This is a genomic window from Bradyrhizobium manausense, assembly GCF_001440035.1.
In the GTDB taxonomy this organism is placed as follows: Bacteria; Pseudomonadota; Alphaproteobacteria; order Rhizobiales; family Xanthobacteraceae; genus Bradyrhizobium; species Bradyrhizobium manausense.
The window spans coordinates 262,142-280,472 of sequence record NZ_LJYG01000104.1 but is presented as its reverse complement, the minus strand read 5'-3'; the positions used below and the strand labels follow the sequence as shown (position 1 = coordinate 280,472).

Here is an 18,331-nt window from a genome sequence, read left to right as displayed (position 1 = left end):
GATCGCTATGTAGCGATCAATCGCGCGGCCGCCATCCGGACGCAAGCCTCGAACGCGGCCAGATCATGCCAGACGTCAACAGGCATTTGCGCCGGCGTCACCAGCGGGCAGCCATGCAGCTCCAGCGCATGGATCATCATCAGGTTATCGACGAGGCCGAAATCCTCGACGGTCAGCCCCTGCGCATCGACCAGCCGTCCGTCCTCAGGGGTGACGGCCATGAAGCGACCGAGGCGGTCGGCATAGGTGGCGGGATCGTTGCAGTAAGCGAGGCAAAATTTGCGGCGGCCGGCCATGTAGCCGAGCTCGTAGACGGTGCCGGGGTCGGCGCCGGCACCGCGGAACGGGGTGAGATTGGCGATGATGGCGTCGGCCCCGTCCATCATCGCCTCATTGCCGCAAAAGATCTGCCGCGAGGCATCTGAAGCGGTGAGGTCGATGGCGTTGTCGAGGGGATAGAGACCGGTAAGACCGTGGGCGGTGCAGATCGCGGCCTTGCGGCGGCCGATCTCAACCGCATCCGGCAGGAACACGTCGGGACCTGCCAGATAGATTTTCATGAGGAGCGAACCGAAAAATGGGGCCGAGATGCAAGCCACAGCGTGCGGTCTGCTCCCTTCCCCGCCTGCGGGGGAGGGTTAGGGAGAGGGTGTCTCCTCTCGGGGACACCCCCCGGAGGTTAGAACCCTCACCCGCGCCTTCGGCGCGACCTCTCCCGCAAGCAAGCGGAAGAGGTGATTCAAATCAAGCCAGCTTGACCGTCTCGGCCTTCACATCCTTACCGAGCGCTTCGAACACCTTGGCGACGATGCCCTTGGCGTCGAGGCCGGCGCGGGCGTACATCGCCGCCGGGGTATCGTGGTCCTGGAACACGTCGGGCAGCACCATCGCGCGGAACTTGACCATGCCGGTGTCGAGCACGCCCTGATCGGTCAGGAACTGCGCGACATGCGAGCCGAAGCCGCCGACCGAGCCCTCCTCGATCGTGATCAGCACGTCGTGGTCGCGGGCGAGCTTGAGCACCAGCTCGGTGTCGAGCGGCTTCATGAAGCGCGCATCGGCGATCGAGGTGGAGAGGCCATGGGCGGCGAGCTCGTCGGCCGCCTTCTCGCATTCGGCGAGACGCGTGCCGAACGAGAGCAGGGCGATCTTGCTGCCCTGGCGGATCATGCGGCCCTTGCCGATCTCGAGCGGAATGCCGACCTCGGGCATCTCGATGCCGCGGCCTTCGCCGCGCGGATAACGCAGCGAGCTCGGACGGTCGTTGATCGCGACCTGGGTCGCCACCATGTGCACGAGCTCGGCTTCGTCGGCCGCAGCCATGATCACCATGTTGGGCAGACAGCCGAGATAGGCGTTGTCGAACGAGCCGGCATGGGTCGCACCGTCGGCCCCGACGAGGCCGGCGCGGTCGATGGCGAAGCGCACGGGCAGGTTCTGGATCGCGACGTCATGGACGATCTGGTCGTAGCCGCGCTGCAGGAAGGTCGAGTAGATCGCGCAGAACGGCTTGTAGCCCTCGGTCGCGAGACCGGCGGCGAAGGTCACGGCGTGCTGCTCGGCAATACCGACGTCGAAGGTGCGGTCGGGGAACGCCTTGTTGAAGATGTCGACGCCGGTGCCCGACGGCATCGCCGCGGTGATGGCGACGATCTTGTCGTCCTTCTGCGCTTCCTTGACGAGGCTCTGGCCGAACACGTTCTGGTAGGCCGGCGCATTCGGCTTGGCCTTGGCCTGCGTGCCGGTGGCGACGTCGAACTTGACGACGGCGTGGTACTTGTCGGCGGAGGCTTCCGCCGGCCCGTAGCCCTTGCCCTTCTGCGTCACGACATGGACCAGGATCGGCCCTGTCTCCATGTCGCGGACGTTCTTGAGCACGGGCAGCAGATGGTCGAGATTATGGCCGTCGATCGGGCCGACGTAATAGAAGCCGAGCTCCTCGAACAGCGTGCCGCCGTCCATCATGAAGCCGCGGGAATATTCCTCGACGCGGTTGGCGCGGTTGGCGAGGATCTTGGGCAGGCGCTTGTTGATCTGCTTGGCCGCATCGCGCAGCGTGCGATAGGTCTTGCCGGAGTAGAGGCGCGACAGATAGGCGCTCATGGCGCCGACCGGCGGGGCGATCGACATGTCGTTGTCGTTGAGGATCACGATCAGGCGCGAATTCATGGCGCCGGCATTGTTCATGGCCTCATAGGCCATGCCCGCCGACATCGCACCGTCACCGATCACGGCGATAACGTTGTTCTTGCCGCCGGAGAGATCGCGCGCGACGGCCATGCCGAGACCGGCGGAGATCGAGGTCGAGGAATGCGCGGCGCCGAACGGATCGTAATCGCTCTCGCTGCGCTTGGTGAAGCCGGACAGGCCGCCGCCGGTGCGCAGCGTGCGGATGCGGTCGCGGCGACCGGTGAGGATCTTGTGCGGATAGGCCTGATGGCCGACGTCCCAGATCAGCCGGTCACGCGGCGTGTCGAAGACGTAGTGGATCGCGGTGGTGAGCTCGACCACGCCGAGGCCAGCGCCGAAGTGACCGCCGGTCACCGAGACGGCATCGATCGTTTCCTGCCGCAGCTCGTCGGCGACCTGGCGAACCTGCTCGACCTTGAGCTTGCGCAGGTCTTCCGGCGTCCGGATGGTGTCGAGAAGCGGCGTTTTACTGTATGCGTTCACGGCGATTTCCAATTTGTCAGCGCCGGAAGGTCATTCCGGTGCGCGATGGGTTTGCACAATATCGGCGCAGCGCGAGTCCTTAAACCGTCGGAGCCACCTGCATGGGGCAAGGCCCCGTCTTCAAGCTTAGGTGAGCCTAAGTGCGCTCCGGTTCAGTCTCTGTGATCCCTGTCACGTAGATCGGCTTCGTCCGTCCCAGCCAATTCATTAGCGATTTGAGGCACTTGACATCGAAAATCGGTCCCCACGTCAAGGCTAACAAAAAGCCACACTCCGCGCAGCTTTACACCAAAGCTTAGGCCAAAGCCAACCCACAGGGCCGATCACGGGTATGCAGCTGCAACCGTCGGGCCAATTTGGTTAATCGTGGCGCCGGAGGGAAGGTTCCAATCCTGCCCGGTTCCTTGGCAGGATTCTTGCGGAAAGACGGCCTTTTCGGCGGAATTCGCGGGATGGAGAACGCCGAGGCGGGAACTCTCCGGCCTTCCGGTTCCTTTCGCCGGCCAAAAGGGGGCGTACGATCTTGAAAATCGCAAGCGGCTGATGCGCGAGTCGGGTGGCTTCGGGCCTTACTGCACGTCCAGGGGCGCCGTGCCGGCGGCCTGGCCACTGGCGTCGGTGGTGATCTTGTCGACGCGCGCCTCGGCCTGTCGCAACAGCTCCTCGCAGCGCCGTTTCAGGGCTTCGCCGCGTTCGTAGATCGTGACGGATTCCTCGAGCGGCACCTTGCCGTCCTCGAGCCGCTTCACGATCGTTTCGAGTTCCTCGATCGCGCGCTCGAAGGTGAGCCTGGAGACGTCGACTTGGGTATTTTCGGCCATATCCGTTTCCGATTGCCCGATTCGCTGCGCTTGCAAAACAGCAGAGTTTTGCGGGCTTAATGTGGCGGGTATCTCAAGCGCCCATCAGGGCGCCGACATGCGCCGTAACAGATTCTTTCAGTCCTTGCAGGTCGTAGCCGCCTTCAAGCACAGAGACAACGCGTCCCCCGGCGGACTTGTCGGCGAGGTCCATCAGCTTGCGCGTCACCCAGGCATAATCCTCCGCGCGCAAGTTCAGCGAGGCCAGCGGATCGCGGTAGTGCGCATCGAAGCCCGCGGAGATGATGAGGAGCTCGGGGCTGAATTTCTCCAGCCGCGGCAGGATCAGATTCTCGAACGCGCTGCGGAATTCGGGGCCGCCGTCTTCCGAGGCGAGCGGCGCGTTGACGATGGTGTCGTGATCGCCGCGCTCGCCCTTGGCGCCGGTACCCGGAAACAGCGGCATCTGGTGGGTCGAGCAGTACATCACTGATGGATCCGACCAGAAGATGTCCTGGGTGCCGTTGCCGTGGTGGACGTCGAAATCGACGATGGCGGCCCGCTCGATGCCGTATTTTCGCTGCGCATGGCGCGCGGCGATGGCGACATTGTCGAAGAAGCAGAAGCCCATCGGCTTGCCGATCTCGGCGTGGTGGCCGGGCGGGCGCACCGCGACGAAGGCGTTGCGGTGCTCGCCGTTCATCACGGCCTCGGTCGCCGCCACCGCGCCGCCGACGCCGCGCATCACCGCTTCCCAGGTACCCGGGGACATCGAGGTGTCGCCGTCGAGATAGATCTGGCCGCTGCTCGGCGCGACGTGGCGCAGCTCGGTGACGTAGTGCTCGTTGTGGCAGAGCGTGACGAGATCGAGATCGCCCTCCGGCGCCTGATCGCGCGCCAGGAACTGGAAGCGCTCGACCGACAGCGCTTCTTCCACCGCACGCAGGCGATCCGGGCGTTCGGGGTGTCCCGGCGGCGTGACATGGTCGAGGCAGGCCTTGTGGGAAAGAAGAAGCGTGCTCATCAGGTCGGCCTCACGGGGAACGAACTCTCGACGTCGCTTGGCGCATCCGGCGCCAAAACGCAATGCAAAACCCAATCTAGGCGTTCCGCAGCGAATGGCAAAGGCCCGACCCGTTCCGGCCCGCTTGATCCAGATCAATTGACGCGCAGGATGCGGGTGGCCGGCAACGGGCCGATCGGACCATGCGCCTTAAAGAAGGCAAACAGCGCGTCGGAATCGTAGCCGCCATATTGCGGCGAGGTGCCCTGCTTGGCGACGGTAAAACCGTCGCCGCCGACCGCCAGATAGTCGTTGAGGGTCACGCGATAGAAGCTGGCCGGCTCGATCGGCTTGCCGTTGAGCGTCATCTTGTCGGCCATGATGCGCTCGCCGAATGACTTTGACGCGTCCCAGCTGTAGCTGAACCCGATCGAGACCTGGAGGATTCGCGGCCGCTTCGGATCGAGCCATTGCTGCTCCAGCATATCCTTGAGCTGACTGCCCGTGAGCGTCATGGTGACGAGGCGGTTGCGGAACGGCTGGCTTGCGAACAGGTCGCCATAGGACACCGCGCCGTTGTCCTTGGGGACGAGATCCGTGCGGATGCCGCCGGGATTGGTCAGCGCGATGACAGCGCTGCCGTCCTTGGCATCCTTCGTCGCGGCGAGCTGGGCATCGGCGATGACGTCACCGAGTGCGCTTTCACCGGCTTCGTTCGGAACGCGCGACAGCGTCTGCGTCACCGATCCGGCCGGCCGGTTGGCGATCGGGGCCGAGAGCTTGTCATAGGCGTCGATCAGCGCGGTTTGCTCCGGATCCCTGGCCAGCGAAGCGTTGGCGACGATGACGTTCTCGGCTTTGGCGCCGACGATGTCGCGGGTTGCAGGATCGAGCTTGAGGTCGATCGCGGTCACCAGCGTGCCGTATTTGTCGCCGCTGGTGACGAGCCGCCCATCGATATCGCAGACATAGGCGCGGTGCGTGTGGCCGCTGACGATGACGTCGACGGCAGGGTCGAACTTCTTGACGATGTCGACGATGGGCCCGGTAATGCCGGGGCATTCGTTGTAGTCGCCTGCGGGCTCACCGCCCTGGTGGATCAGCACCACGATCGCCTCGACCCCCTTCGCCTTCAGCTGCGGCACCAGTGCGTTCACCGTCTCGGCCTCATCGCGAAATTCCAGTCCCGCAATGCCCTTGGGCGAGACGATGCCGGCGGTCTCCTTCAGGGTCAGCCCGATGAAGGCGACCGGAATCCCACCGAACTCGCGGATCTCGTAAGGCGGCAGCACGCTCTTGCCGGTCGCGGTCTCTACCGTGGACGCCGCGAGATAGTGGAATTTGGCGCCGGTGAAAGCATGCGGCCCCTGGCAGCCGTCTTCGGGATGGCAGCCGCCATTCTGCATCCTGAGCAGCTCGGTCTTGCCTTCGTCGAATTCGTGGTTGCCGACCGAGGTGATCGCAAGCCCCATCATCGAAAGCGATTCGACCGAGGGCTCGTCGTGAAACATCGCCGACAGGAACGGGCTCGCCCCGATCAGATCGCCGGCGGCGACGAAGATGGTGTTCTTGTGCCCCTCGCTCAGCTGCTTCACCAGCGTCGCCATGTATTCGGCACCGCCGGCGGCCACCATCACCTTCCTGGTCTTGTCTTCGGGGTCAGCGATGCGGATGCCGCCCGGCGGCGGACGGAGGTTGCCGTGGAAATCGTTGATCGCGAGAATCCGCAGCTCGACCGGCGCTGCGGTCTGCGCCGCGGCGGGGAGGGTGAGAAGCGCGAGCGAAAGCGTGGCAAGGATGGATTGGTATCGCATGGAACAAGATTAATCGCTCGGCGCGAAGATTTCACGAAAGTTCTCGCTGTGATTCCGGGGCGGGCGGAGCGCGAGCCCGGAATCCATCGCGCGCCAGCGACGGTGGATGAATGGATTCTCAGGTGCGCAATTGCGCACCATAGCTCCCGACTTCGTCGCGCCCCGGAATGACGGCCGGGGGGATGGGGCGACGGACAGTCCTACTTCCTCTTCTTCCTGTTCGCGAACGCATTGAACGCGGCAATCGCATCGTTGGACTTCAACCGCTCGCCGAACAAATGGGCCTCCTGGTCGATGCGGCGGGTCAGTTCTTCCGGCGGGGCGCGCAGCAGCTTGCGCGAGATTGCGACCGCTTCGGCCGGAAGCCGGCAGATCTCGCGCGCCACCTTGCGGGCTTCGACCTCGGTATGTCCCGGCGACACCACGGTGTTGACGAAGCCGGCGGCATGGGCCTCGGCGGCCGTGAAGCTGCGGCCCATCACCAGCATGGCGAAGGCGCGCTGGTAACCCATGGTGCGGGGCATCAGGAGGCTGGCGGCACCGACCGGAACGAGCCCGAGATTGATGTAGGGCGCCGAGAAGGTCGCGGCGTTCGAGGCGAGCACATAGTCGCAGTGAAACAGCATCACGGTGCCTATGCCGATCGAGGCACCGTCCACGGCTGCGATGATCGGCTTGACGTTGAGCGCCAGCGAATAGAGGAATTTGGCGCCGTCCGACAACGTCTCCGGACGGGCCGCGTCGGCATGCATGAAATCGTCGATATCGTCGCCGGCGGTGAACACGCCGGAGCCGCCGGTGATGATCATGCAGCGGATATCGGGATTATTCTGTGCGGTGTCGATCGCCCGGCTCATCTCGCGATACATGTGCTGCGTGATCGCGTTCTTCTTGCCGGGACGGCGCAGGGTGATGACGCGTGTGCCGCGGTCGTCCGTGACGATGATATTGCCGTTCGGCATGAGCACTCCCTGCGCTCGCCGCGGCGCCTGCCGCTGGCGAGTCTTGCACAGCTCAGCCTACATGATCCCGCAGGCGTGCCAATCCTGCGGCTCAATCAATTCGGCAGTGATGCCGTTAAATGGTTGCATGACACCCGCCCCGATGGCGTCGGGGGAACGACCTAGCAGCGCGATTTGCGCATTGCAACAATCGGCTACATCTTTCATTTGAAAAACCGGTGGTTGTGCGTCACGATCAGCCGTTCGTTCCATCAGGCCGATATCTGACGATGATCGCCGCAACGGAGGTTGACGAGTCCTCGCTGCGCTACCGCGGCTGGCGCGTGGTGCTGGCCTGTTTCCTGATGGCCTTCTTCATGTTCGGCTTTGGCCTCTACGGCCAGGGCGTCTATCTCGCCGAGCTGCAGCGCGCCCATGGCTGGCCGGGCTCGCTGGTGTCCTCGGCCAGCACCTTCTCGTTCCTGCTGAGCGCCGTCCTCGTGATCTTTACCGATGATCTGCTCGTCCGCATCGGGTTGCGCGCGCTGATCCTGTGCGGGCTTGCGGCGCTTGGCGCATCGACCGCGCTGCTGGGATTGATGCAATTGCCCTGGCAGCTCTATCTAGCCTATGCCCTGATGTCGGTCGGCTGGACCGGAATGGGCTCGGTGGTGATCGCCACCGTGCTGAACGCCTGGTTCGAGCGACGGCGCGGGCTCGCGCTCAGCCTCGCCTTCAACGGCGCCACCTGCGGCGGCATCATCCTCGTTCCCGTATTGCTGGCGCTGAGCACCAGCATCGGCTTCCGTTCGGCCATGCTGGCGGCGACCATCGTGATGGTGGCGCTGGTCTTGCCGGTGGTCGTCGTCTTCACCGGCTGGCCGGCCGCCGCGTCGCTGCATGCAGCGGGACCAGTTTCCAGCGGCGGCAACGCCGCGCGCCATTCGCGCCGGGCGCTGCTCGCCGTTGCATCATTCTGGACCATGGTGCTGCCGATCGCGATCGCGCTGCTGGCGCAGATGGGATTCATCATTCACCAGGTGACGTTCCTCGAACCATTGATCGGCCGCGCCAGTGCGGGCCTCGCAATCACCATCATGGCCGCGATGGCGGTGATCGGGCGACTCACGCTCGGCCTGTTCGTCGACCGGCTCGATCCGCGGCTTGCCTGCGCGGCGTCGATGATGAGCCAGGCGGCGGCCTTGCTCGTGCTCCTGCACAGCCAGAGCCCGATCGTGCTGCTGTTGTGCTGCGCCGTCTACGGCTTTTCGATCGGCAACATGATCACCTTTCCGCCCTTGATCATCCAGCGCGAGATCGGCAGTGCGGCGTTCGCGGCCGCGATGGGGCTGGGTACGTCGATCAGCGGCATCGTCAGCGCCTTCGGTCCCGGCATCGTCGGCCTCGTGCGCAGCGCGAGCGGCGACTACACCATGGCGTTTGCGATGTGCGTGGCGCTCGATGTGATCGCGGCCGGCATCGTGCTATGGCGGCCGGGAAAGAGGGCGGAGGTCGCGGCTTCGTAAGCGCATAGGGTGGATTAGCGAAGCTAATCCACCTCTTCTGTTCACGCGGCGGCACAAGCGGTGGGTTACGCCGTGCGAACCGCGCTTCGCGCGGTCGCAGGGCTAACCCGCTCTACGCACCGACGCTCGCGGCAAGCAGCTTACCCCAACAGCACCGCATCCGCCGCCGCGACCGAGTCCGCGCTTTCCGTCACGGTGCGCTCGAGCGCGCCCGCCTGCACGGTGATGTTCTCGGCGAAGAAACGCGCGAGCGAGACGTAGCGCGCCGCCTCGGTGTTGCCGTCGGCCTTCGCCGCGAGCGCCTCGGAGGCGAGCAGGCAGCCGCCGAGCGTTGAGCCGAACTGCTGCAGATAGGGCGTCGCACCGGCGAGCGCCTCGTTCGGCGCCGACGTGACGCGTTCGAGCAGCCACTTGCTGCTGCGCCTCAAGGCCTCCAGCGCCTCGCGCAGCTTTACGCCGGTGGTGCCGAAGGCGGGATCGTTGGAGGCCTCGACCTGTTTGACCGTGGCCGAGAGCTCCTCAATCAGCGCCCACACCGCCGCGCCGCCATTGGCGGCAAGCTTGCGCGTCACGAGGTCGATCGCCTGGATGCCGTTGGTGCCTTCATAGATCGTGGTGATGCGGGCATCGCGATAATGCTGCGCGGCGCCGGTCTCCTCGATGAAGCCCATGCCGCCATGGATCTGCACGCCGAGATAGGCAACCTCGTTGCCGATATCGGTGGAATAACCCTTTGCCATCGGCGTCAGCAGCGCCGCGCGTGCGGCCGCATCGGCGCGGACCTTCGGATCCCTGGCGCGCATGGACACGTCGAGCGCGACCGCTGTCGCATAGCAGATCGTGCGCGCGGCCGCGGTCTGCGCCCGCATCCGCATCAGCATGCGCTTGACGTCGGGGTGCACGAAGATCGCATCCGACCCGTCGCCCTTTTTGCCGACGGCGCGGCCCTGCTTGCGCTCCTGCGCATAGGCGAGCGCCTGCTGATAGGCGCGATCGGCGATGCCGACGCCTTCCAGGCCGACGCCGAGACGGGCCTGGTTCATCATCGTGAACATGCAGCGCATGCCCTGGTTCTCTTCGCCGATCAAAAATCCGATGGCGCCGCCATGGTCGCCCATGGTCATGGTGCAGGTGGGGGAGGCGTGCATGCCGAGCTTGTGCTCGACGCCCGAGGCAAAGATGTCATTGCGTGCGCCGAGCGAGCCGTCTTCATTGACCATGAATTTCGGCACCAGGAACAGCGAAATGCCCTTGGTGCCCGCGGGGGCATCGGGCAGGCGCGCCAGCACGAAATGCACGATGTTGTCGGTCATGTCGTGCTCGCCATAGGTGATGAAGATCTTCGTCCCCTTGATGCGATAGGTGCCGTCGGCCTGCTTTTCGGCACGGGTGCGCAGCGCACCGACGTCGGAGCCGGCCTGCGCCTCGGTCAGCTGCATCGTGCCGGTCCATTCGCCGGTGACGAGCTTTTCCAGATAGATTTTCTTCAGCTCCTCGCTGCCATGCGCCTCCAGCGCCTCGATCGCCGAGGCCGTCAGCAGCGGGCAGAGGCCGAAGGCAATATTCGACGCGCTCCAGATCTCGGTGCAGGCGGCGTTGATCGCCAGCGGCAGGCGCTGGCCACCAAAGTCCTCGGAGCCCGAGACCGCGTTCCAGCCGCCGTCGATCCAGCGCTTGTAGGCGTCCGGCCAGCCCGGCGCCGTCGTCACCTTGCCGGCATCGAGCTTGATGCCATGCTCGTCGCCGACCTTGTTCAGCGGCGCCAGCACGTCGGTTGCGAATTTGCCGGCCTCTTCCAGCACGGCGGCGGCAATGTCGGCGTCGAAATCGCCGTAATGGCCGGCCTCCACGGCGGCCTTGAGGCCGGCGCCATGGTTGAGCGACAGCAGCATGTCAGAAATCGGCGCGCGGTAGGTCATGGCAAACTCCCCGTGGACAGGTTTGCCGCCGTATTCCCATGAAATGGCTGAGGCCTCAATGGGCGCGATACGGGACCGCATCGGGGCTTCGCCCCCGCCTATATTAAGGTGTGGCGCGCCCGCGCCCCGGGCGGTGGTATTTTGCCCCTCCAGGCGGTTGAAATGCCGCGCCGCACCCTATAGACCGGCTGCGACCGAAGGGAATCTGCGGGTGCCAGCTCGCCCGCCCTTCCCGTGGTCACCTGATGGGGCGTAGCCAAGCGGTAAGGCAGCGGATTTTGATTCCGCCATTCGGAGGTTCGATCCCTCCCGCCCCAGCCAGCTCCCGAGCACTACTGCACCCGTGCCAGCATCCGGCGGAAACGGGCAAGTGCGGCCGCCAGGAAGATTGCGCCAAGCGCGACAATCACGGCGAGATGCGGCCAGACCTGGTCGATGCCGGCGCCCCGACACAACACCGACTGCGTGAATTGCACGAAATGCACGGCCGGCGAAACCTGAATCGCGACCTGGAGCGGCTGCGGCATGGCTTCGAGCGGGGAGGCGCCGCCCGACAGCATGTTGAGGATGAGGAATACCGGGATCGCGAGCAGCGCGAACTGCGGCATGGTGTTGGCAATGGTCGCAAGGAGGATGCCGAGCGAGGCGGTGGCGAAAAGATAGAGCACCATGCCGGCAACGAATAGCGGGATCGAGCCCGCGATCGGCACGTGCAATACGCCCTTGATCACGATCAGCAGCGACAACGTGCCGAAGAACGCCACCACCAGCGCATTGGCCCAGATCTTTCCGGCGGCGATCTCATGCGCGCGGACCGGCATGACCAGGAGATGTTCGATGGTGCCGCGCTCGCGCTCGCGAATGACCGCTGCGCCGACCAGCGGGATGGTCAGCATGGTCAGGTTCTCCACCAGCGCATTGATCGCCATGTGCCAGAAGCCTTCCAGGTTCGGATTGAAGAAGGCGCGTTCGACGCTGCGCACCGGCAGTTCGCGCGCGATGCCGCGGGAATGCAGATAGTTCGTCGTTTCCTGCTGCAGGATCGAGGACACGTAGCCGGCGCCTCGAGCAAACAGGTTCGGGGCTCGCCTCGCTTCCCCGCTCAAGTCGTTGGTCGAGCGAGTTCATCGAGCGCGGATCCAGGCAGCGCGGAAGGCGAGGCGGCGCGCACCGCAGATGTCCGACACGCAATACGCCATCGACGGAGGTTCGATCCCTCCCAGCCCCCGCCGGGTGCTCGCTACCCCTCGTATTGATCCGGTCCCATCGCCCACGACGTCTGGTCGTGACTGTGCGCGTAGTTGCGGTTGTTGACGGCGGGATTGCGATTGACCAGCGGCCGCATGAACATCGGGTGCGTCGCGCTGCGCACCTCGTGCTCGACGGTGAAGAGGGGCTTGCCGCTGTCGAGATCGACGATGTCGCAGAAGCGGTACTGATACTGATTGTCCTCGCGCGAGATCAAATCGCGCGCCAGCAGCTTGCGATAGGGGCCGGAGAAATCGGTGATGTAGATCTGCACGTGGTGGCCGTCATAGCCCGGCTGCGGCCGGTCGGTCTCGCGGAACAAAAGATGCTGGTCGCGGCCGGTCTTCACCGCGGCGACCTTGCCGTCACCGTTGCGCAAGCCCGCGGGCATGCCCATGACCTCAGGATAGAAGGCGCAGATCGCCTGGGCCGATCCCACCGGCACATCGAACGAGACATAGGGAATGCCGAGCGTGATGCGCCCGAAGCGCGCCGCATCGGGTTCATGGACGCGAATGCGATTGCCCCAGGGGCAGGTCGCCTCGACATAATCATTGTGCTCGGCGTAGCTGAAGGCGGTGCCTTCGAGCTTGCCCTTGATCGAGGCCAGTCGCGCCAGCAGCGCCTCGCGTCCCTCGATGACGAGCCCGGTATGGCCGCGCAGCACCTGCGCCTTGCCGCTGGGCAGATGAAACTGGCTGCGTCCGGCATTGATCCACATGTTGGTGTCCGAGACCATCAGATAGGGATCGCGGGTCAGCCCGAGGCCGGTGACGTAGAACAGCGTGGCGAGGCGCTGATCCGGAACCGTGATGTTGACGTGCTCGAGATGAATGGCGTTGCCGAGATCTTCTGCGGATCGGTCGAATTGCTGCGGCATGGCTATCGTGCTTCCGGCTGGAGGGACTGCTGCTCCATACTAGAGCAGAATTTCCGCCAGCCGAAACACTTGCGCCATCACATCTTGCGAGCAAGGCAGGGTGTGAGCTGCCATCTTGCCGCGGCACCCATTCCCTGTAATCTGGCTGGAAAGAGATAAGGAACGAGGTCGATGGGGGGAGTTCTGGAAGGCGTGCGCGTCCTCGATTTCGGGCGCTATATCGCGGGTCCCTATTGCGCGACATTGCTGGCCGAGTTCGGCGCCGAGGTCATCAGGGTCGAGAAGCGCGACGGCAGTGAGGACCGCTTCGTGGCGCCGGTCGGCGAAGGCGGCGAGGGTGCCTTGTTCCTCCAGGTCAACCGCAACAAGAAGTGCATCACGCTCGATCCGATGACGGCGAAGGGGCAGGAGGTGATGCGCAAGCTGATCGCGACCGCCGACGTCGTCGTCGCCAATCTGCCGCCGCAAACGCTCCGCGCGATGCAGCTCGACTATGATTCACTCAAGGCGATCAAGCCCGACATCATCCTGACGACGGCGACCGCGTTCGGCGGGCCGGGTCCCTGGTCCGACCGCGTCGGCTTCGATGGCGTCGGCCAGGTCATGTCGGGCTCGGTCTACATGACCGGCGCGGGCGATCCGCCATATCGCGCCGCGGTGAACTGGGTCGATTTCGGCACGGCACTGCATTGTGCCTTCGGGACGCTTGCCGCGCTGATCGAGCGCGGCAAATCCGGGCGCGGGCAGATCGTGGAGGGCGCGCTGCTGGCGACCGCTTTGTCCTTCACCAACGCGACGCTGATCGAGCAGGCGGTCATCAACGTCAACCGCGTGCCCACAGGCAATCTCGGCCAGACCGCGGCGCCCGCGGATATCTATCGCACCAGGGACGGCTGGGTGCTGTGCCAGGTCACGGGCCATCCGCTGTTCAAGCGCTGGGCCAAGCTGATGGGCGAGGAGGAGCTTTGGCTGAACGATCCGCGCTTTGCCGACGATATCAGCCGCGGCAACAACGGCCGTGTCATCAGCGAGCGGATGGCGCGCTGGTGCGCGATGCGCACCACACAGGAGGCGGTCGACGCACTCGGCAAGGCGATGATCCCGACCGGGCCGGTGCTGAGCCCGCAACAGGCGCTGGATCATCCACACATTCGCGCCGCCGGCTTCCTGCAGGACGTCGACTATCCCGGCTTGCCGAAGCAGGCCCCGGTCGCGCGCGCCGCGATCCGACTGTCCGAAACGCCGGGCCAGATCGCATCGCGCCCGCCGACGCTCGGCGAGCACACTGATTCCGTGCTGGCGGAACTGGGCTACGACAAGGCCGCGATCGCAGCGCTGCGGCAGAGCGGCATCATTTAGCCGCGATCTGATCACAGGAGTGGAAATAGGCCGGCGCGTCTGCTAGACGACTGGCGGCTCATCCTCGCGCATTGTGCGTTGGCCGGCGACCTCTGCGTGGCACGAGGTTTTTCGGAGAGGCGCATGTTCGTGCGCCCCATCCCATATGCATGACCATTCGCAACCGAATCATCATGAGCTCGGTGGCGCCTGGCATTGACGACTGCCCAAGACGACTGCCCAAGACGACTGCCCAAGACGACGACCCAAGACGACTGCCTAAGACGAGAAACGGATTCACGTGCGTCATTCCAAGACATTGCGGCCCGCCAAGAACGCGGCAATCAAGAAAGCGGCAGTCAAGACTTCGCCCAGAAAGCGCGCGCTCGCAAACAGCCCGACAAGCAGGCGCCCGCCAGGCAAGGCTTCGCCGAAGCCGAGCAAGGGCGCGCAGCGCGCCACGATCTCCTCGTCGTCGCCGCTGGGCATGATGGCGCTGCATCTGCTGGCGCAGTGGAAAGAATCTGGCCGCAGCGGTCTTGTGTTCCTCGCCGAGAGCGAGAACAGGGCCGAGCGGCTTGGCAGCGTCATTCACGCGCTGGACCCGACTTGCGAGGTGCTGGTGTTTCCGCGGCTGAACACCCTGCCGTTCGATCAGTTGGAACCATCGCGCGAGATCGCGGGCCGCAGAGCCTCGGTGTTGCGGCGCCTGGCGAAAGCCAAACAGCCGATCTTTCTCATCTCCACGGCTGAAGCCGTGATGGAGCGCCTGCCGCCGCCGGCGAGCCTGTTGCGTCTGAACCTCAGCTTGAAGGTCGGCGGCCCCTTCTCCGAGAGCGAGCTTCGCGCCCGCCTGGAAGAGCTGGGCTACGATCTCGACGACGAGCCGGATTATCCGGGCGGCGCGCTGTTTCACGGCCAGACCTTCGAGATATTTCCCGCTGGCGCGCTGGGGCCGTTCCGGGTGGAGCATTCCGGGCGCACCATCAAGCGGATCGTGGCGTTCGACCCGCAACAGCACGACATCATCTTCGAGACAAAAGAGCTTCTCGTCGATCCCATGTCGGAACGAACGGCCCTGTCAGGCGCGCGCGCCAGGCGTGCGACGCTGTTCGACTATTGCGGCAAGGCCAGGTGGATCGCGGATGCCGGCGTGCCTGATCATGCCGGTGCCTGGCTGAGCACGATCGAGGAGGCCGCAGGCCGCGCTGACAGGGAACGCGAATATCTCGGGCGAAGCGACTGGAAGCAGGCGACCCGCGGCACGAAGGTGCTGCCGCGCACCTCTCCGTTCCAGCCGACGCCGGAATTCTCAAAGCTGTCGTCCGCCAGGAAAGCCCTGCGCGCCTACGTCGAAGAGGTGAGGCGCGCCGGCTCGCGCTTCATCTTCGTCGCCGCGCAAGAGGAGGATCTGCGCGTGATGGAGCGGATGAGCGGTGTCAAGACGGAGCGCATCGCCGATTGGGCGGAGGCCGAGGGCGCGCGCCATCGCGACGTGGCGCTGCTCGCCGATCTCGATGGCGGCTTCGTCATGCCGGGCAAGAAGCCTGCCGTGGTTCTGACCGCGACCGACGTGCTCGGCAGCCGCGCGCATCATCCGCAACCGATGGCGCGAAGCTGGAGCGCGGCATTCGATCATGCTGACGTGCCGGAGCAGGGCACGGTGGTCGTGCATCTCCAGCGCGGCATCGGCGTGCTCGACGGCTTGCAGACCGTCAACACCGGCGGCGGCGCCATGCGCGAGATGGTCCGCCTGTCCTTCGCCGGCGATAACGCGGTCCTGGTGCCGCCGCCCGATCTGGCGCTGATGTGGCCGTATTCCACCGAGCGCGGCAAGCTCGCGCTCGACAAGGCCGACGGCAGCACATGGTGGGCGCGCCGCAGCGCGGCCGAGCAGGAGATCCAGGCCGCCGGCAAGGTGCTTGCCAAGCACATCAGCCAGCGCAAGCGACGCAAGGCGGCAAAGCTGGTGCCGCCGGGGGCGCCTTACGAAAAATTCGTCGCGCGCTTTCCCTATTTCACCACCATCGATCAGGCCAAGGCGATCCACGACGTGCTGGACGACCTCGCCTCCGGCCATCCCATGGACCGCGTGATCTGCGGCGACGTCGGCTTCGGCAAGACCGAGGTGGCGCTGCGCGCGGCGGCGGCCGTGGTGCTCTCGGGCAAGCAGGTCGCGATCGCGGTGCCGACCACCGTGCTGGCGCGGCAGCACGTTGCGACCTTCCGCAAGCGCTTTGCGCCTGTTGATATCGAGGTCGGCAGCCTGTCGCGCGCCACCTCGGGCGCGGAGGTCAGGGAGACCAGGGAGGGCCTGCGCAGCGGCCGGATCAAGGTCGTGGTCGGCACGCAGGCGCTGACGTCGAAGGACGTGAAGTTCGATGATCTCGGCCTCGTCATCATCGACGAGGAGCAGCATTTCGGCGCTGCCGAGAAGGCAAAGTTGTCGGGGCTGGCCAGGAACGCCCATACGCTCTGGATGAGCGCGACGCCGATCCCGCGCACGCTCGCGGCCGGCCTTGCCGGTTTCAGGGACCTCAGCGTCATTGCCTCGCCGCCGGTGCATCGCTTGCCGGTCGCGACCAAGATCGCGCCGCTGTCGGATGCTGCCATCGCCTCGGCGTTGCTGCGCGAGCAGCGGCGGCACGGGCAGAGCTTCTTGATCTGCCCGCGCATCCAGGATCTGGAGCCGATGCTGGCCCGGGTGCAGGCGGTCGCGCCCGATCTGAAGATCGTCTGCCTGCACGGCAAACTGCCGGCCGACGAGATCGACGAGCGCATGATGACCTTCGTCGAGGGCAAGGCCGACGTGCTGCTGGCCACCAACATCGTCGAGAGCGGTCTCGACATCCCGCGGGCCAACACCATCGTGGTGTGCTGGCCGGAGAATTTCGGTCTGGCCCAGCTGCACCAGCTGCGCGGACGTGTGGGGCGCGGCGGCATCCGCGCCTTCGCCTATCTCCTGACCGAGTCGGCCTCGGGGCAATCAGAAAAGCGGCTCGCGGTGCTGGAGGAGTTCAGCCGTCCGGGCGCCGGCTTTGCCATCAGCGAGCGCGACCTTGATCTGCGCGGCGCGGGCGACCTGTTCTCGGAGCAGCAATCCGGCCACGTCCAGGTGTTCGGCCCGGTGCTTTACAGCCACCTCCTGAAGATGGCCTCGGAGAAGGTCGACGACGGCATGTCCGTGGTGTGGGTGCCCGATCTCAACCTGCCGATCGCGGATATGCTGCCCCCGAGCTACGTGCAATCGGCGCCGGTGCGGCTCGAGCTCTATGCCCGCGCCGCGCGCTGCGCCAGCGAGGACGATCTCGACGATCTCGAAGAGGAGACCTCGCGCCGCTTCGGACCCTTGCCGCAGGCCGCACGCGATTTCTTTGCAGCGGCGCGGCTGCGGCTGGACTGCAAGCGCCGCGGCATCATTCGCCTCGACGTCGGGCAAAGCGCGGTGGCCGCGACGTTCCTGCCGGGACGGCTGCGCAAGTCCAAGGGCAAATCGCTGCAGCGCGACGGCGATCGCGTCGTCTATCACAGCCCGATGCGCGATGCCCCGTTCGAGCGGGTCGAGGAGCTGCTGGAACTTCTCGACGAGGCTTGATCGCGCAGCGCAGGTCGGCGTTATGTCTTGCCGATTCACATAGCCTAATGCGGAACGCATCCAGACTCTCCAAAATCGTTCCGGGAACGGGGCTACGACGGCAATGGATCGCGTCGAAAAGGTTTTCGTCGGGACGGCGATCACGGGCTTTCTCATTATGCTCGGGGCGATGATATGGATGATGTTGAGCTAGCGGCCAGAGCGACTCCGGTCCTGCGCGTCTTCCTGCCATATCTCGCCGTCTTCATCTGCGTCGTGGTCGCAGCGTGGCTGACCTGGAGCAGGCTGCTCTAGCCGGCTCGGAATTTCCTGCGCTTCAATTTGGCTGTCGCAAGTCGAGAGGGGCCCTCGAACCGCACTACGACATCCGGCGCGAGCCGATCAGTCCGCCGAGTCCGCGGATCATTGACGCGATGTCGATCGGCTTTTCCCAGAGCGCCACGTCCTGGAATTGAGGTGCGATGCTCACCGGGTCGTAGCCTGTCGTGAACACGAACGGCACCTGGCGTGTCCTGAGCTCTTGCGCAATGGGATAAACCATCTCGCTGCGAAGGTTCACGTCGAGCACAGCCCCGTCGACGATCGAGCCGTCGT

General features: G+C 65.2%; 14 protein-coding genes and 1 tRNA gene. 4 read left to right on the top strand and 11 right to left on the bottom strand.

Annotated features, from left to right (window positions below):
* Positions 1 to 5: 5 nt before the first annotated feature.
* The 7 genes from AOQ71_RS28350 to AOQ71_RS45450 all read right to left on the bottom strand — a co-directional run bounded on the left by AOQ71_RS28350 (position 6) and on the right by AOQ71_RS45450 (position 7,504).
* A complete protein-coding gene (locus AOQ71_RS28350) occupies positions 6 to 560 on the bottom strand; it encodes a nucleoside 2-deoxyribosyltransferase (protein ID WP_057753550.1) in 555 nt (184 codons plus the stop codon).
* 184 nt (positions 561 to 744) lie between these two features.
* Positions 745 to 2,673: a 1-deoxy-D-xylulose-5-phosphate synthase gene (dxs, locus tag AOQ71_RS28345; RefSeq protein ID WP_057753863.1), complete on the bottom strand. Its 1,929-nt coding sequence runs from the start codon at positions 2,671 to 2,673 to the stop codon at positions 745 to 747.
* A gap of 569 nt (positions 2,674 to 3,242) precedes the next feature.
* Entirely contained in the window at positions 3,243 to 3,494 is a 252-nt protein-coding gene (locus AOQ71_RS28340; protein WP_014497196.1) for an exodeoxyribonuclease VII small subunit, read from the bottom strand.
* A 73-nt stretch (positions 3,495 to 3,567) separates the two neighbouring features.
* Positions 3,568 to 4,497: a histone deacetylase family protein gene (locus tag AOQ71_RS28335; RefSeq protein ID WP_057753546.1), complete on the bottom strand. Its 930-nt coding sequence runs from the start codon at positions 4,495 to 4,497 to the stop codon at positions 3,568 to 3,570.
* A gap of 134 nt (positions 4,498 to 4,631) precedes the next feature.
* Positions 4,632 to 6,290 (bottom strand): bifunctional metallophosphatase/5'-nucleotidase, encoded by a 1,659-nt coding sequence (locus tag AOQ71_RS28330; RefSeq protein WP_057753543.1) that lies wholly within the window; start codon positions 6,288 to 6,290, stop codon positions 4,632 to 4,634.
* 200 nt (positions 6,291 to 6,490) lie between these two features.
* Positions 6,491 to 7,252 (bottom strand): enoyl-CoA hydratase-related protein, encoded by a 762-nt coding sequence (locus AOQ71_RS28325; RefSeq protein ID WP_057753540.1) that lies wholly within the window; start codon positions 7,250 to 7,252, stop codon positions 6,491 to 6,493.
* A 57-nt stretch (positions 7,253 to 7,309) separates the two neighbouring features.
* Positions 7,310 to 7,504, bottom strand: coding sequence for a hypothetical protein (locus tag AOQ71_RS45450; RefSeq protein ID WP_157083666.1), 195 nt, complete (start codon positions 7,502 to 7,504; stop codon positions 7,310 to 7,312).
* 17 nt (positions 7,505 to 7,521) lie between these two features.
* Here AOQ71_RS45450 and AOQ71_RS28320 point away from each other — a divergent pair, with 17 nt between their 5' ends.
* Positions 7,522 to 8,757 carry an MFS transporter gene (locus AOQ71_RS28320; RefSeq protein WP_057753861.1) on the top strand — a complete coding sequence of 412 codons (1,236 nt, stop codon included), beginning with the start codon at positions 7,522 to 7,524 and terminating at the stop codon, positions 8,755 to 8,757.
* A gap of 140 nt (positions 8,758 to 8,897) precedes the next feature.
* Here the strand turns inward: AOQ71_RS28320 and AOQ71_RS28315 are convergent, their stop codons facing one another.
* Positions 8,898 to 10,676 carry an acyl-CoA dehydrogenase family protein gene (locus AOQ71_RS28315; protein WP_057753537.1) on the bottom strand — a complete coding sequence of 593 codons (1,779 nt, stop codon included), beginning with the start codon at positions 10,674 to 10,676 and terminating at the stop codon, positions 8,898 to 8,900.
* A gap of 246 nt (positions 10,677 to 10,922) precedes the next feature.
* Between AOQ71_RS28315 and AOQ71_RS28310 the strand changes: the two genes are divergently transcribed.
* Positions 10,923 to 10,997, top strand: a tRNA-Gln gene (locus tag AOQ71_RS28310).
* 11 nt (positions 10,998 to 11,008) lie between these two features.
* Here the strand turns inward: AOQ71_RS28310 and AOQ71_RS28305 are convergent.
* Positions 11,009 to 11,728, bottom strand: coding sequence for an ABC transporter permease (locus AOQ71_RS28305; protein ID WP_057753534.1), 720 nt, complete (start codon positions 11,726 to 11,728; stop codon positions 11,009 to 11,011).
* Positions 11,729 to 11,916: 188 nt separating this feature from the next.
* On the bottom strand, positions 11,917 to 12,804 hold the full coding sequence (locus AOQ71_RS28300) for a VOC family protein (RefSeq protein WP_057753532.1): 888 nt from the start codon (positions 12,802 to 12,804) through the stop codon (positions 11,917 to 11,919).
* A gap of 171 nt (positions 12,805 to 12,975) precedes the next feature.
* Between AOQ71_RS28300 and AOQ71_RS28295 the strand changes: the two genes are divergently transcribed.
* Complete coding sequence (locus tag AOQ71_RS28295; protein ID WP_057753529.1) at positions 12,976 to 14,163, top strand: CaiB/BaiF CoA transferase family protein; 1,188 nt, start codon at positions 12,976 to 12,978, stop codon at positions 14,161 to 14,163.
* Positions 14,164 to 14,448: 285 nt separating this feature from the next.
* On the opposite strand, the gene AOQ71_RS45445 is transcribed toward AOQ71_RS28295, so the two are convergent.
* Positions 14,449 to 14,631 (bottom strand): hypothetical protein, encoded by a 183-nt coding sequence (locus tag AOQ71_RS45445; protein WP_057753526.1) that lies wholly within the window; start codon positions 14,629 to 14,631, stop codon positions 14,449 to 14,451.
* Here AOQ71_RS45445 and AOQ71_RS28285 point away from each other — a divergent pair.
* Positions 14,630 to 17,737, top strand: a complete 3,108-nt coding sequence (locus AOQ71_RS28285) for a DEAD/DEAH box helicase (RefSeq protein ID WP_057753523.1) — start codon at positions 14,630 to 14,632, stop codon at positions 17,735 to 17,737. The genes AOQ71_RS45445 and AOQ71_RS28285 overlap by 2 nt on opposite strands.
* Positions 17,738 to 18,331 lie beyond the last annotated feature (594 nt).

Coding starts and splice junctions, on each gene's coding strand:
- AOQ71_RS28350 (WP_057753550.1), bottom strand. CDS start 560: ATGAAAATCTATCTGGCAGGTCCCGACGTGTTCCTGCCGGATGCGGTT.
- AOQ71_RS28285 (WP_057753523.1), top strand. CDS start 14,630: ATGATGGCGCTGCATCTGCTGGCGCAGTGGAAAGAATCTGGCCGCAGC.
- AOQ71_RS28315 (WP_057753537.1), bottom strand. CDS start 10,676: ATGACCTACCGCGCGCCGATTTCTGACATGCTGCTGTCGCTCAACCAT.
- AOQ71_RS45445 (WP_057753526.1), bottom strand. CDS start 14,631: ATGCCCAGCGGCGACGACGAGGAGATCGTGGCGCGCTGCGCGCCCTTG.
- AOQ71_RS28330 (WP_057753543.1), bottom strand. CDS start 6,290: ATGCGATACCAATCCATCCTTGCCACGCTTTCGCTCGCGCTTCTCACC.
- AOQ71_RS28340 (WP_014497196.1), bottom strand. CDS start 3,494: ATGGCCGAAAATACCCAAGTCGACGTCTCCAGGCTCACCTTCGAGCGC.
- AOQ71_RS28325 (WP_057753540.1), bottom strand. CDS start 7,252: ATGCCGAACGGCAATATCATCGTCACGGACGACCGCGGCACACGCGTC.
- AOQ71_RS28335 (WP_057753546.1), bottom strand. CDS start 4,497: ATGAGCACGCTTCTTCTTTCCCACAAGGCCTGCCTCGACCATGTCACG.
- AOQ71_RS28320 (WP_057753861.1), top strand. CDS start 7,522: ATGATCGCCGCAACGGAGGTTGACGAGTCCTCGCTGCGCTACCGCGGC.
- AOQ71_RS28295 (WP_057753529.1), top strand. CDS start 12,976: ATGGGGGGAGTTCTGGAAGGCGTGCGCGTCCTCGATTTCGGGCGCTAT.
- AOQ71_RS45450 (WP_157083666.1), bottom strand. CDS start 7,504: ATGGAACGAACGGCTGATCGTGACGCACAACCACCGGTTTTTCAAATG.
- AOQ71_RS28300 (WP_057753532.1), bottom strand. CDS start 12,804: ATGCCGCAGCAATTCGACCGATCCGCAGAAGATCTCGGCAACGCCATT.